Annotated in this window: 9 protein-coding genes; 7 read left to right on the top strand and 2 right to left on the bottom strand. The window is 65.7% G+C overall.

What is annotated here, in order from left to right; genetic code table 11:
* Positions 1–208: 208 nt before the first annotated feature.
* From ACT53K_RS13370 to ACT53K_RS13355, 4 genes are all read left to right on the top strand, one after another.
* The gene (locus ACT53K_RS13370; RefSeq protein ID WP_476229168.1) at positions 209–697 is read left to right on the top strand and encodes an RNA polymerase sigma factor; all 489 of its coding nucleotides are present in this window, start codon (positions 209–211) and stop codon (positions 695–697) included.
* Positions 691–1,614 (top strand): FecR family protein, encoded by a 924-nt coding sequence (locus ACT53K_RS13365; RefSeq protein ID WP_476229167.1) that lies wholly within the window; start codon positions 691–693, stop codon positions 1,612–1,614. The genes ACT53K_RS13370 and ACT53K_RS13365 overlap by 7 nt, the downstream gene beginning before the upstream one ends.
* A gap of 95 nt (positions 1,615–1,709) precedes the next feature.
* Positions 1,710–4,304, top strand: a complete 2,595-nt coding sequence (locus ACT53K_RS13360) for a TonB-dependent receptor (RefSeq protein ID WP_476229166.1) — start codon at positions 1,710–1,712, stop codon at positions 4,302–4,304.
* Between the two features lie 2 nt (positions 4,305–4,306).
* Entirely contained in the window at positions 4,307–5,407 is a 1,101-nt protein-coding gene (locus ACT53K_RS13355; protein ID WP_476229165.1) for a hypothetical protein, read from the top strand.
* 12 nt (positions 5,408–5,419) lie between these two features.
* Here the strand turns inward: ACT53K_RS13355 and ACT53K_RS13350 are convergent, their stop codons facing one another.
* Entirely contained in the window at positions 5,420–6,736 is a 1,317-nt protein-coding gene (locus ACT53K_RS13350) for an MFS transporter (RefSeq protein WP_476229164.1), read from the bottom strand.
* Between the two features lie 41 nt (positions 6,737–6,777).
* Between ACT53K_RS13350 and ACT53K_RS13345 the strand changes: the two genes are divergently transcribed.
* The 3 genes from ACT53K_RS13345 to ACT53K_RS13335 all read left to right on the top strand — a co-directional run bounded on the left by ACT53K_RS13345 (position 6,778) and on the right by ACT53K_RS13335 (position 11,597).
* On the top strand, positions 6,778–7,935 hold the full coding sequence (locus tag ACT53K_RS13345) for an ROK family protein (RefSeq protein WP_476229163.1): 1,158 nt from the start codon (positions 6,778–6,780) through the stop codon (positions 7,933–7,935).
* A 94-nt stretch (positions 7,936–8,029) separates the two neighbouring features.
* Positions 8,030–10,534: a TonB-dependent receptor gene (locus ACT53K_RS13340; RefSeq protein ID WP_476229162.1), complete on the top strand. Its 2,505-nt coding sequence runs from the start codon at positions 8,030–8,032 to the stop codon at positions 10,532–10,534.
* Between the two features lie 94 nt (positions 10,535–10,628).
* On the top strand, positions 10,629–11,597 hold the full coding sequence (locus tag ACT53K_RS13335; RefSeq protein WP_476229161.1) for a glycerophosphodiester phosphodiesterase family protein: 969 nt from the start codon (positions 10,629–10,631) through the stop codon (positions 11,595–11,597).
* Here ACT53K_RS13335 and ACT53K_RS13330 read toward each other — a convergent pair.
* Positions 11,585–14,017 (bottom strand): TonB-dependent receptor, encoded by a 2,433-nt coding sequence (locus tag ACT53K_RS13330; RefSeq protein ID WP_476229160.1) that lies wholly within the window; start codon positions 14,015–14,017, stop codon positions 11,585–11,587. The two genes, ACT53K_RS13335 and ACT53K_RS13330, sit on opposite strands and share 13 nt — an antisense overlap.
* Positions 14,018–14,033: the final 16 nt, after the last annotated feature.

The raw sequence follows: 14,033 nt of genomic DNA, 5'->3' as shown, positions 1-14,033 counted from the left end.
CGGTCGGTTGGCTGTTTCATGACCATTTTAGGAGGACGCTATGGTGAACAGGGATTCATGCGTGAAAATTGGTGGTTTCGTTACCGGGTGACGTCTTGGCGGGCGAATCGCCTGCCCCGTCACGAAACCGACCCGCGGCGCTGCTAGCGGGCGGCGCGGCATGCACGCGATGCGCGTCGGAGCGCGTGCACCTGGGGAAGCGGACGGAATGGCGGAACTTCCATGGCCGGAACAGGTCTGGCAGCGGCTCGCCAGGCAGGTGCGGCGCGTCGCCGGCACGCATGATGCCGAGGATCATCTTCACAGTGCGCTCGTTTCGCTGCTGCGCCAGAAGCGGTCCGAACCGGTGCGCAATGCTGAGGCCTTTCTGGTGCGTTCCGCCGTCAATAGCGCGAATGGAGAACGGCGGACGGCGCGACGGCACCCCACCGATACGCTGGAGGAGGCGCCAATCCATGCGCTTGCCGATTTCAGTCCCGGGCCGGAAGAGATATTGATGGCGCGGGAGCGGCTGGCCCAGGTGCGCAGCGCCATCGCTGCGCTAACCCCACGGACCCGCGAAGTATTTCTGCTCAACCGGCTGGAAGGTTTGAGATACCGCGAGATTGCCACTAGTCTTGGCATCAGCGAAAGCGCGGTGGAAAAGCATATCGCCAGGGCCGCCCGCGCGCTCGCCGAATGTTCAAGGGAATGGTGACGCCGGTCATGGCCGACGGGATGGGCAACGCAGATCGCGAGGAACAGGCGGCCCTGTGGCTGTCGCGGCTGCGCTCGTCCGAAGGCAGCGCCTGGAAGGCGCCGTTCCACGGCTGGCGCGCCGATCCGGAAAATGCGGCCGCGTTCGAACGGCTGGTCGATGCCTGGGACGTGGCAGGGGGGCTGCAGAGCAGCGACTTTCCGCCTGCGCACCACTGGGACCGACGCCGGGTGCTGGCTGGCGGGGTTGTCGCGCTATGCGTAGCGGGCAGTGGCGCGGCTTTCGCGCTGATGCCGCGCGGTACCGTCTATCGCACCGCGCTGGGCGAGATGCGCCGATTCACACTGGCCGATGGCACGCGGATGATGCTCGATACCGACAGTGAGGTACGGGCGCGTTTCAGCAGCAGCGGCCGGTATATCGACCTCAACAGGGGGCAGGCGAATTTCCTGGTCGCTTCCGCACCGCAACCCCTGGTCATCCAGGCGGCGCGCCAACGCATTCTGGCCGAGGGTGCCGAACTCGACGTCCGCCTCGACCCAGATCGGGTGAGCGTGGTGCTGATGCGCGGCGCGGCGCAGGTCGGTGGTGACGATAGCGTGGCGCGACATGTGCGGGCCGGCGAGCGGTTCGCCGATGACGGCCGCGTGGCGCGCGTGGAAGCCGTCGATCTCGCCGATGCCACGGCTTGGCAGGAAGGGCGGCTGGTGTTCCGCGCCGATACGTTGGCGCGCGCGGTGGACGAAATGAACCGCTATGGCCCGGTGCCGCTGGTCGTGGCTCCCGACATTGCCAATCTGCGTGTCAGCGGGTCCTACCGGGTGGGCGACAGCCGGGCTTTCGCCGAGGGTATCGCCGCGCTGTTGCCGGTGCGCGTGCGCACCGACGGTGAGCGTCTGCTGCTCTATCGCGCCTGAGCGCGAAAATTTTTTCGTCAGGGGGGTGGGGAAAATCGACCCGCCGACATCGGAACCGCGGGGGCGTGCCACGCACGCCATTGGGGAGAAGACCGATGCGACGAGTTTCGATGCGGCCCGGCTGGTCGTTGATGGCGTTGGGGGCGGCGCTAGCGATGGCGCCTGCCTCGAGCTTGGCACAGACTGCGCCGATGCCGGTGCATCTGCCGGCCCAGCCGCTGGGTGCCGCGCTGGAGCAACTCGCGGGGCAGCTGCATATCGACGTTCTGTTCACGCCGGAGGCGGTTGCCGGGCTGCGCGCGCCTGCGGTCGACGGGCGGATGACGCCGCGTGAGGCAATCCAGCGGCTGATCGGCCATAACCCCATTGCGGTCGAGGCGCAGGGCGGCAGCCGCTTCGTCTTGCGGCGGGCGGCTGCCGCGAGACAGGCTGAGGCCACGCCCGCCGTGGCGTCGGTAGCCGACATGCCGGAGGAAGTCGTGGTAACGGCCCAGAAGCGCGCCGAGCCGCTCGCCAAGGTACCGGTCAGCGCGCTGGCACTAACCGGCAAGCAACTGGAGCGCCAGGGCGTGCAGGACATTGCTGACCTGGCAAGACTGGCGCCGGGCGTGAACTTGCAAGGCACGGACGATTCCGGCGACGTCAATCTCACGATCCGCGGCATCATTTCGTCGGTAGGGGCGCCGACAACGGGCATCTATATCGATGATGTGCCGGTGCATGTCCGCAAGGATGCGGGTGTGTGGAGCGATCCGTTCCCGCGCATCTTCGACCTCGACCGCGTCGAAATCCTGCGGGGACCGCAAGGGACGTTCTTCGGCGGCAGCTCCGAAGGCGGTGCGGTGCGGTTCATCACGCCGGAGGCAAGCCTGACGAAACGCGAGGGCTTTGTACGCGCCGGCGCCGAAGTGACACAGGGCGGTGCGCCCGGTGGCCAGCTAGGCGGGGCGATCGGCATGCCGCTGGTAGCGGACAAGGTCGGGTTGCGCGTCAGCCTTTGGCACCAGAATGACGGAGGCTATGCGCGGCGCGTGGACCCGGTGACCGGCACCACGACGGCCAACAATGTCAATGGCAGCCTGGCGACTGTGGGCCATGCCAGCCTGAAGGCGGTGTTCGGGCCGCTGACGCTGACCCCGTCCTTCTTCTTCCAGAGCACCGTGCAGCAGGACCGAGGGCTGTTCTGGGAGCGCGCCGGGGGCGACTATGCTATCGCCTCGCGCATCCCCGCGCGGCAGCGCGACAGGATGCTGCTCCCCAGCCTCACCGCTGCCTATGACCTGGGCGGAGTGGAGCTGCGGTCGATCACCGCCTGGATCGTCCGCGATGTCACCTACACCTATGATTCGACCCAATATCAGTTTGCGTCCTACGCGCCCGACATCACCTATCTGCCGACCAAACCCGATTATCTGGTAACGGCGACCTACCCCTCGACCCAGCGCAGCTTTTCGCAGGAGGTGCGCCTTACCTCTCGCGGCGGTCGGGATGTTCCGCTCAGCTGGGTGGCCGGCTTCTTCTATCAGAAGATGCATGAACATTATGGCGGTCGCTATGCCGATACGATCGACGATCTCGCCAATTTCGTGTCGCAGCGGAACGGCACTGGCCCGGCTAATGCTGCCACGCAGTTTGGCGAGGCGCCGATCGATGGCCGCTATTCCTATGTCCGCAGCTACTCCGATCAGGTCGAGGAAGTGGCTGGATATGCCAATGCGACCGTACTTCTTCTGCCGCGGCTGCGGGCGGCGGCGGGGGTGCGCGTGTCGCGCAGCCGTTTCGCCTTCACGGACTTCCAGGACGGCCCATGGGGACCAGCCGCTCCGACCAGCCGCGCAGGCCGTACGAGCGATCCTGCCGTACTTCCCCGCTTCAATCTCAGCTACGACCTGCCCGGTACCGGGATGCTCTATGCCACCGTCGCCAAGGGCTTTCGCATGGGCGGCGTCAATCCCATCGTGCCGGCCAATCTCTGCCAGGCCGATCTCGCGACGCTGGGGCTGACCAGCGCGCCTGCGGCGTATGGCGCAGATAGCGTGTGGAGCTATGAGGCGGGCGCCAAGAGCCGTTGGTTCGGCGGTCGGCTGAAGCTCGACGGGAGCGCCTATTGGATCGACTGGAATCAGATTCAGCAGTCGGTTTATCTGTCGCAGTGCGGTTATAGCTATGTTGCCAATCTGGGGCGCGCGCGCAGTCGCGGGTTTGACCTGCAATGGGAAGTTCGTCCCCTTCGGGATCTGAGCCTGTCCGGGACCGTCGGCTATACCGATGCCGAAAATCGCGAAACGGTATTGGTCACTGGCAATTTGCTCGCGCATCGCGGGGACCAGCTCGCGATCCCGCGCTGGACCGCTACCGGCGGTGCGGAATACCGCGTGCATCCGTCGCATACCGTGCTGGGTTATGTCCGTGTCGATGCCCAATATGCCGAAGGCTATCCGCGCGTCGGCTCGGGCCAGATTTACGGTGCCGACCCGCTGCTGCTCCGGCAGCCTTCGATCACGACTCTGGACGTGCGGCTGGGGGCGAGCACTGCCGCATGGGAGGTGGCCTTTTATATCCGCAATGCGTTGGACAGCTATACCTCACTTTACCGCTATCGCGACAGCAGCAATACCACGCCGTTGGCGCTGCGCGACACCCGGCTAACGCCACGCACCTTCGGCATCACCCTGACCCGGAGCTTCTGATCATGAAGAATCGTTTCTTGCCGGCCCTGTTGGGCGCGGCACTTCTCTTGCTTGCAACGCCCCATGCTGTGCGCGCGCAGGCGCAGCTTGTCGAACCCAAGGTCGTGCTGGTCACGTTCGACGGCGTGCGCTGGCGCGAGATTTTTCGTGGAGCCGATCCCGCCCTGATCGACGATCCGCGTTTCGTGAAGCCCGATATTAAATCCGACGTGCTCGACCCCGCCTATGTCGCTCCGGCCGACCGGGCGGCGGCGCTGATGCCGTTCCTGCATCAGGTCGTGGCGCGCCAGGGCGTGCTATATGGCGACCGCGACAAAGGCGAATGCGCGCGGGTCGCGAACGATCTGTGGTTTTCCTATCCCGGCTATAACGAGCTACTGACCGGCCATCCCGACCCGACCATCACCAGCAATGACAAGAATCCGAATCCGAATATTTCGGTGCTCGAATATCTCGATCATCTGCCGCCCTTTCACGGGCAGGTGGCAATGGTTGGCACGTGGGACGTGTTTCCCTTCATTCTGAACACCGTGCGGAGCCATCTTCCCGTCAATGCGGCGATCCAGGGCTATCCCACCGATGTGAAGACCGAGCGTGAGGGGATGCGGATGCTGCAGCAGCATCGTCGGGTCAGCTATATCGCGTTCGGCGATACGGACGAGTTCGCTCATGCCGGCGACTATGCCCATTATCTGATGGCGCTGGAGCGGGGGGATGAGTTCCTCCGGCGCGTCTGGGACTATCTTCAGTCGGATCCCTGGTATCGCGGCCAGACGACGCTGATCGTGCTGACCGACCATGGCCGCGGCGAAACGCCGCTCGCATCGTGGCGCGAGCATGGATCGGCGCGATCCTATCAGCTCGCGCCCAAGGAAGCGCCCGAATACAACGCCATGGGCGCAGTGGGATCGGGCGCGATCTGGTTCGGCGCCGTCGGGCCGGGCATCGACCGCACGGCGCTTCCGGCGGCCGGACAATGCGTGCTGCAGGCGCAGACGCCGGCCAGCATCCTGACGCTGCTGGGGCTTGACTGGCACGGCTTCCACCCGGTGGCCGATCAGTCGACGTTGCTCGCCGCCGCGCCGTTGCCTTTCGTTCGATAAGGAGCCGGGGTCTCAGGCGCGCTGGTCGCTCAGACCGCGTTCCTGCCGCTCTTCCAGCCATTGCCGGCCGAGCAGCGCAAGGATGCCACAACAGCCGATAGCGGGAAGGACGAGCGCGGCAATCGCCACCGGGGGGAAGCCGGTGCCCCCCGGTGTGCCAGAGGCGCCCACCAGCCAGGCGAGCAGAGCATTGCCCAGCCCGGAAGAAAATTTCAGAACGGCAAGGAACAGCCCTACCGGCAAAGCCTCCAGCCGCGCTTCGCGATGTTGCGGGGCATGGACGCAAAGCGCCAGCAATGCCCAGATCGCCATATTCATCCCTGCCTGTGCGACGCCGAGCAACAGCAATGCGAGCTGGGCGAGTGGGGTCTGCGCGACCGCTGCCATCATGCCCATCGACACCATGGCCAGAATATGGGCGCCGGCCAGCAGCAAGGCCGGTCCGTAACGGCGCGACAGCAGCATCCATGCCGGCAGCGACAGCGACTGGGCGAGCGTTATCGTCGCCAGTGCATAGCCCGCCCATGCCGAGCCGCCCTTCACGGTTGCGCCGAAAAAGGGCAGCGCGCGGTTGAAGGCCGGCAACATGCTCGCCTGCAGGGCAATGATTACCAGCAGCAGCCGGAAGCGGCGATTGCACCACAGCGCGTGGAACAGGCCCGTTGTCGCTGCGCCTCCCGCCGGGCGCTCGCCGCCGGGCAGGCCGCGCGTGACGCCGATCGCGCAGAACAAGGTCGCCATATAGATGCCGCCGGCGACCGCCGCATAGTCGCCGAACATGCGCTGCTGTGCGGCCGGATCAGCGACGGCGAGCAGCCGCGCCGCCGCGAGCCCCACGGTCGCGCCGCCCGCCGCGCTGAAGATCAGCCGCAGTCCTGATACGATCGAGGCGTCACGCTCGCTGGTGGCGACGCGGACCAGAAGCGTGTTGTGGCCGATGTCGCACAGCGTATAGCCAATCCGGCACAGCAGAATGGCGGCCACCACGGCGATCCAGCTATTGCCGCCCAGGGGGGCGAAGGTCAGCCAGAACCCCGCCGCGCCCAGCGGCGCCCCCCATAATACCAACCGCGCGAGCGAGCTCGATCTGCCATGGCGGTCGGTAAGATAGGCGACGCCCAGATCGGCCATCCCGTCCCATAGCATCGCGGCCGCGAGTACGGCACCAGCCAGCCAGGCGGAGAAGCCTGCGATGGTGACGAGATAGAAGAGCAGGAAGCTCTCGAAGCTCGACCAGAGGATGCTCTTGCCGAGATTGCCGCTGGCATAGCCGATCTGCACCCCCAGCGGGGTGATCGAACGGATTCGGGTGCAGAGCGAGGCGATCATGGATGCGGGCGATAGCCATAAGAGGCTTTCGTTTTTTTGACATGATGAAAATATATGCCAGCACCATGCCGCTTTCGCCCCGCCCGCAATTGCTGCTAACCGAAATGCAGAAGCGTGTGCTGCTGCATTTGCGGATCGCCGGGGCGATGCCGCGCATCCAGCTTGCGCTCGCGCTCGACACGAACAGCGCGACGATCACGCGCGTCACCCAGCAACTCGTTGCGCTCGATCTGATCGCCGAGGAACAACCCACCGAGCAGGGCATTCGCGGGCGTCCCACGGTACCGCTGGCCATTTCCGGGCGGGGCGGCTGGTCGGTGGGGGCGACGGCGCAACCCGGCTGGCTGGAACTGGTGCTGGTCGATTTTGCCGGGCGACCGGTACTGCACGATACGCAGCCTTTTGACGATCCGGACCCGCGGATGTTCGCCCGCGCGCTCGATGCCAGGCTGCGCGCGCTGGTGGCGCAGCATGGCTTCTTGCGCGGGCGCTTCCTCGGCCTGGGCGTAGCAGTTCCCGGCTACGCGCTGGATGGCGATCTGAACCGACGGGCGGTGGTACAGCGCCTCGCCGGGTGGAGCGATATCCCACTGGCGGAAACGCTGGGCGATGTGCTCGACATGCCGATCTGGATCGAGAATGACGCAACCGCGGCGGCGCTTGCCGAATATTACCAGCCCGGCATCATTGATCGCTATAGCTCGATCCTGGTGCTGTTTCTGGGGCATGGCATCGGCGGCGGGCTGGTTGCCGTGCGCGACCTGTTTCGCGGCGACCATGGCAATGCCGGTGAAATCGGCAAGCTGTTCCCCGGCACCGGCCCCCGGCCCTCGGGAATCGACCTGATCGAAACGCTGCGCGCGGCGGGCGTCAGCATTGCATCGCTCTCAGAAGTGGCGGCGCTGATCGAACCGCACCGCCCCACCGTTGATGCCTGGATCGAGCGGGTGGCGGGGCAGCTCGAACAGGCCGTCACCGGCGGCGTGGTATGGCTCGATCCTGGTGCGGTGGTTATATCGGGGGCTTTGCCTGCGGAAATACTGGAGCGGCTCGCAGCGCGAATCGCAGAGCTCAGTGCGCCTCGACACCGCGGCTATCAGGCGCCGACGCCTGCCATTTTGCCCTCGCCGCTGGGCAGCCGGGCCGTCGTGATCGGCGCGGCCCTCGCCCCGATTCATGCCATTACGGCAGTGGCATGAAGCTGCGCGATTTAATTTCATGTAAGCAAATAAAAGAGTCACAAAACACCGCCAAGCGCCCCCCCATCGAAACCGGAATGGGGGTAATACAGACATGATGAAGCGAGCTTGGCTGGCCGGCGTGGCGATGCCCGCCTTGTGCATGGCGGCAATCCCCGCCCTTGCCCAGCAACAGCAGCAACCGGCGGAAACCACGTCCGCCGCGACCGACGACCAGCCGCAGGATATCGTCATTACCGGCTCGGCGCGTGCGCAGCGCCGCTTCGACGTTTCCTATGCGGTCAACACGCTGTCCAAGGACGATGTGCAGAAGCTGGCGCCCAAGAGCATGACCGACCTGGTCGGTGCGCTGCCCGGCATCCATGTCGAGCAGACCGGCGGCGAGGTGCAGAACATCACCCGCGTGCGCGGCATCCCGACCGATCGCGGTTATCTCTATTATCAGCAGGACGGTCTGCCGCTCTATCACGAGACGGACGGCTATTTCTTCAACCAGGGCGACGGCATGAACCGCTTCGACCTGATGACCGAGCGCATGGAAGTGGTGCGCGGCGGCCCGGCGCCGATCTATGCATCGGGTGCGGCGGCGATCGTCAACGTCATCACGGTCAGCGGCGAGCAGACGCCGCATGGCGCGGCGGAAGTGACGCTGGGCACGACCGGCTTCTATCGGCTCGAGGCGTATCAGTCCGGCCCGCTCGGTGCGCGCACGACCTATGCCGTGGGCGGCTTCTATCGCTACAATGACGGCTATCGCGACAATGGCTTCCCCTCGGACAAGGGCGGCCAGATCCGCGGCAACATCAAGCGCGAGTTCGACAATGGCTATCTGAAGGTGTCGGGCCAGTACACCAACGATCACAACCTTTTCTATCTGTCGATCCCGACCGCCGACCCGCGCAACCCCTCGGTCAGCCTCAACAACTATATCGACTATTTCACCGGCACGCTGAACACGCCGGCCCTGCGCGCGGCGACGATCAAATATCGCGACGGCGCCGGCGCAATCGAAACCCGCACCGGCGATCTGTCGAACGGCCGTCATATCCGCTTCGGCAATGTCGCGCTCGATTATGAAGGCGATTTCGACGCCTGGCACGTTTCCGCCAAGGCCAGCTATACCGATGGTCGCAACGATTTCGACGCGCTCTATTCCACGTCGAATCCGACTGACGGCGTCGCCTTCGCCAACAGCTATCTTGCCAAGTCGCAGGCGGCGTTCGGCACCGGCGTGACGCGGATGGGCTATGCGATCGCCGGCACCAACGGCGCCACTGCCTATAATCCCGCCACCGCTTCGGGCCTGGTCGTGCAGGCGCAATATCGCTCGATCAGCGCCAGCTTCTATTCGGGCCAGGGCGATTTCAGTGTCACCCGCAAGTTCGAAACCGGGCTGGGCAGCCATGACATTCGTGTCGGTGTCTACGGCGCGCTGTGGGGCAACACCATGTTTTCGGTCTATCAGAACTATCTGATGCAGGTGCAGTCGAAGCCGCAACTGCTCGACCTGGTCGCCTATGGCTCGGACGGGTCGGTCAAGGGCTATGTTACCGACCGCGGTTCGCTCAACGACGCTGCTTCGCTCAATGCCGGCGGCTTCGACGCGAAGGTCATCGCGCTTTATGCCGCCGATACCTGGGACGTGACCGACCGGCTGCGCATCGACGCCGGCCTGCGCAAGGAATGGTACCATTATGACGGCTTCGGCCTGATCACCGGTACCGCCAATCTCGGCGATCCGACCACGCTCGCCGATGATGCGACCCGTGCCTTTACCGGCCAGGTGGGCACCAGCAAGCTCGACTTCCAGGCGACCAACTGGACGCTGGGCAGCAATTACGATTTCAGCCCGCATATCGGCATCTATGCCCGCGCTTCGCGGCTGGAGATTCCGGCTACTGCATCGGTTACCACCACCTATCCGACGCCCTCGCTCGCGGCTACCAAGGCGCGGATGTACGAGGCCGGGCTCAAGCTCGCCTTTGGCCGCTCCTATCTCTATGTCACTGGCTTCTACACCAAGTTCGACCCGCTCAATGCCAGCTTCACGGCCTTCAATCCGCAGACGGGCCGCAGCGACCAGACAGTGAATTTCGTCGGCACGGCGGAGAGCAAGGGTATCGAAACCGACGGCCAGCTCCACATCGCCGGGCCGTTGTCGATCGCGGGCGCGTTCACGGTCCAGAATCCGAAATATCTGAACTTCAGCAGCAACACCGGCGCCGACGGCAGCCTGGCGAACGGCAAGCAGATCTTGCGCGAGCCGAAGCTGTATCTCAACGTCCGGCCCAATCTCGACTTCCACCTCGGCGCCGACAAGCTGAGCGTCTATGGCCGCTATGACTATATCAGCCGACGCTATGTAGACTTCTTCAACAACACGGCGCTGCCTGCCTATGGCTATTTCGGCCTGGGCACGATGCTCGAACATGGCAGCTGGCGCTTCCAGCTGGCGGGCGACAACATCACCAATGCGCACGGCCTGACCGAAGGCAACACCGCCGGCGACCGGCTGGCAGGGCAGGGGACGCCAACGGCGATCTTCGGCCGCCCGCTGTTCGGCCGCAGCGTCCGCCTGTCCGTCACCAAGAAATGGTGAGGCAGGGGTTCCCTTCCTGCTGAATCGTCCCTGGGGGAAGTCTGGCCGGGCGCCGGGCTTCCCCGCTTCTTTTCCTTCCCCGAGGCCCATGCCCATGAAATCGCTGACTCGTTTCCTGCTTGCCCTGCTGCTCGCCGCTCCGCTGGTCCCGAATGCGCATGCCGGCGACGCTGCCGAGATGATGCGTCGCCTGCGCGATCCTAAAGGCGGCATCATCGTCGTCGCCCACCGCGGCTGCCACCGCGCAGCGCCCTACAAGGAGCTGGGCACCACGCCCGAAAACTCCTTCGCCGCGCTTGACCAGTGCGTCGCGCTGGGGGTGGACGTGATGGAGACCGACGTCCATCGCACCCGCGACGGCTATCTGGTGATGGTCCATGACGACAGCGTCGATCGCACCACCGATGGCCATGGCAGGATCAGCGATCTCACGCTGGCGCAGATCAAGGCGCTGCACCTGCGGCAGGACATGGGTGGCGCCGGTCAGCCGCTGACCGACCAGACCGTACCGACACTGTCCGAGATGCTGGCGCACGCCAAGGGCCGCATCCTGCTCAACCTGGACGTCAAGGACGCCATTTATGGCGAAGTGGTCGCCGAAGTGGCGCGCGCCGGCATGCAGGACGGGGTGATCGTGAAGACCTTCGCCGGCACGGGGTCGCTGCCGCTCGCCGCCATTGCGCCCTATGACCAGGTGCCGTTCGCGGTGATCCCGGTCAGCGGCGACGGCAGCGCTGCCGATGTGCCGGCGATCGTCGATACGCAGATGGCGGCCCGCGTGCACCCGATCGCCTTCGAGCTGCCCTATCTCGATGAACCGCGCGTCGCGCCGATCGCGGCGCGCACTCGGGCGCAGGGGGTGCGCCTATGGGTGAACACGCTGTTCGACGGCTTTGTACGCGGCGGTTTCAGCGATCTCGACGCGCTGCGCGACCCCGATGCAGTATGGGGGCGGCTGTGCCGCGCCGGCGTCTCGATCTTCCAGACCGACGAGCCGGCGGCGCTGCTGCGTTTCCGCGCAGAACAGGGCCGCGACTGCGTGCGTGCGGCTCAGAAGCGATAGCTCGCCCCGATCCGCAGCGTTCTGGGTTGCTGGGGGGTGCGCTGGTTGCCATCGGTGACCGTCAGCGGATTCCCTAGCGAGAAGCGGTTGCCGCGCCCGTCGAGCAGGTTTGCGGCATCTAGCGTCAGGGTAAGCGGCCCCTTCGACCAGGCGAGTGCAGCATTCAGCGTGGCATAATTGCCTTGCGGAATGTGCAGGTCGCCGACGCCCAGCCAGGATCGCCCGACATAATGCGCCGTGCCGCGTAGCAGCAGATGCGCACCATCGGGCAGCGCCCATTCGCGTTCTGCGGCGCCGCGCAGCGTGATCGCCGGGGTGTTCGGCAGCGCCTGCAGTCTGTCGCGCGCGAACTCCGGGTTCGGCCGGTCTAGCACTGCGCGGGCCAGGAACATCGCTCCCGACAGGCGCAGACCGTCGGGCGAGTGCCACTGGAGACTGGCCTCCAGCCCGTGGATTCGGCCGCTGCCGATATTGGCGGTGACCGGCCCCGAAACGCCGTAGAGGTCGGACTGGATGTGCCGCCAGTCTGTCGTGGAAAGGGCGATGTTGCCGGACAGTCCGTCATCGCCTTCGCGCAACCGCACGCCCGCTTCGACGGTATCGAGCGTGTCCGGACGATAGACGACGAAGCCGTTCGCCGTCGACGTGGCGGGATCGGTGACGGACAGTTCGGTAAGCGCATAGCCGCCGAGCCGATAGCCGCGCTGGTAGCGCAGATAGACGGTCGTGCGCGGCGAGTGTTGCCAGCTCAGCGCGGCGCTGGGCAGAACGCTGACATTGCCCGCGCCGGGCACGTCGATCGTCGCAAGATCCTGGTCCCCGTCGGGGAGGATGTTGGTGCCTTGCAGGTCAGTATAAGCGGCCCGGCCGCCAAGGGTCATGTTCAGCCGCGGCAACAGGCCGAACGTCGCTTCGCCGAACAGCGCGATGTCGATCGTCTTGTTGCCAACGCCGCGAAAGGGTTGGGCGAAGCCGCCGACCGTCGCCGACTGGGTCAAGCGGTCGTCGCTCAGCGTCGCATAGGCACCTAGTACGAGCCCGGTACCGTCCCTGCCATGGCGGGCAAGACGCACTTCGCCATTATATACGCGCACGCGATTGTCGGTGGCGATGCCGAGAATCTGACCGTCGCCGCCAAGCCGGGTCGAATCGTACAGCGCGGTCAGGTGGTTCTCGATGATGGACAGGGCCGCCGTTAGCGTCTGTCCGTCTGCCCAGCGATGCGTTGCGGTCACATAGCCAAGGCGAAAGTCGTTGAGCGCGGGCTGGGCAATCGCCGCGGCATGGGCAAGCGGGGGCTGGTCGGCCTCGGTATATTGGCCGTCCGCATGATAGAGGCGCTGATAGACGGCACCCAGGTCGACGGTCCAGGCATTGCCCGCCTCCAGGCGCAAGGTGGCGCGGCCGCCGGCGAGATCGGTGCGATTGACATTGCGGCGATGGCGCAGCGTATCGTCGATATAGCCCGGATCGCGGCCGCCATAGCCGACCAGTCGCAGTGCCATTCGGTCGCCGATCGGGACATTGACCATCGCCATGGCATCCCCGCCAACGCCGCCATGCGTCACGGCAGTAGCCCCGGCGGCCACTTCCCCTTCCCATCGGCCTGTCCTGGGCGCCCGCGGCGTGATGCGCACGATGCCCCCCAGCGCGCCGGCGCCGTAGAGCGTGCCCTGCGGCCCTTCGAGCAATTCCACCCGGGCCATGTCGTACAACGCCAGATTGGGGTCCGGTGCGCTGTAGTTGAGCTGCACATCGCCCAGATATTGCCCGACCGTCGCCTGGCTGGCGCCGGTAAAGCTGCTGTCGGCAACACCGCGCACGAACAGCTTTTCGCGGCCCGGCCCTAAATTGGTGGCGGCGAGTATCGGCAGCGCGGCGACAATTGCGCGGCTGTCGCGGGCGATACCGCCGCCGAGCGTCAGCTGGTCCGCATCGAGTATCCAGGCCGAGCCGGGATATTGGCGCAGGGTAGTACCGCGCTTGGTGGCGGTAACGACGACTTCGGCAGGTTCCGCGGACGGTGGTGGCGCCTTTTCGGGAGGCGGTGGCTTGGGGGGCGCTGGGCGGGGCACCGGGGCAGCTTCGATACGATATAGGCCGCGCGCCACCCGTACTGCATGCAGGCCGCTGCCGCGCAGCACCCGCGCCAGTGCTTCCTCCACCGTCATCCGTCCCTGGACCGGCTTTGCGAGCCGGCGGTGCGTCAGCGTAGGATCGGTGGTCGCAACGCTGATACCTGCCTGGCCGCCGATCGCAATGATCGCGCTGGCGAGCGTGCCCGCCGGAATGCGATAGTCGCGCCGCTCGCTCGCAGCCTGTGCATGCGCGCCGCCGCTCGCCAGCGCCATGCTCGCAAGGAGTGCGCCGGCAAGGGGCCAGTTGAGCGGACGGTGGCGGCACCAGGGGGCATGCTTCATGCTGCTACGCTTCGTT

The organism is Sphingomonas sp. DMC8 (assembly GCF_056314185.1).
Note: the sequence above shows the minus strand (reverse complement) of the source record. Positions and strands in the feature narration are given on the sequence as shown.

What these genes read in the sequence shown, in the direction of transcription:
- ACT53K_RS13370 (WP_476229168.1), top strand. Translation starts at nt 209, where the DNA reads ATGGCGGAACTTCCATGGCCGGAACAGGTCTGGCAGCGGCTCGCCAGG.
- ACT53K_RS13365 (WP_476229167.1), top strand. Translation starts at nt 691, where the DNA reads ATGGTGACGCCGGTCATGGCCGACGGGATGGGCAACGCAGATCGCGAG.
- ACT53K_RS13360 (WP_476229166.1), top strand. Translation starts at nt 1,710, where the DNA reads ATGCGACGAGTTTCGATGCGGCCCGGCTGGTCGTTGATGGCGTTGGGG.
- ACT53K_RS13355 (WP_476229165.1), top strand. Translation starts at nt 4,307, where the DNA reads ATGAAGAATCGTTTCTTGCCGGCCCTGTTGGGCGCGGCACTTCTCTTG.
- ACT53K_RS13350 (WP_476229164.1), bottom strand. Translation starts at nt 6,736, where the DNA reads ATGATCGCCTCGCTCTGCACCCGAATCCGTTCGATCACCCCGCTGGGG.
- ACT53K_RS13345 (WP_476229163.1), top strand. Translation starts at nt 6,778, where the DNA reads ATGATGAAAATATATGCCAGCACCATGCCGCTTTCGCCCCGCCCGCAA.
- ACT53K_RS13340 (WP_476229162.1), top strand. Translation starts at nt 8,030, where the DNA reads ATGATGAAGCGAGCTTGGCTGGCCGGCGTGGCGATGCCCGCCTTGTGC.
- ACT53K_RS13335 (WP_476229161.1), top strand. Translation starts at nt 10,629, where the DNA reads ATGAAATCGCTGACTCGTTTCCTGCTTGCCCTGCTGCTCGCCGCTCCG.
- ACT53K_RS13330 (WP_476229160.1), bottom strand. Translation starts at nt 14,017, where the DNA reads ATGAAGCATGCCCCCTGGTGCCGCCACCGTCCGCTCAACTGGCCCCTT.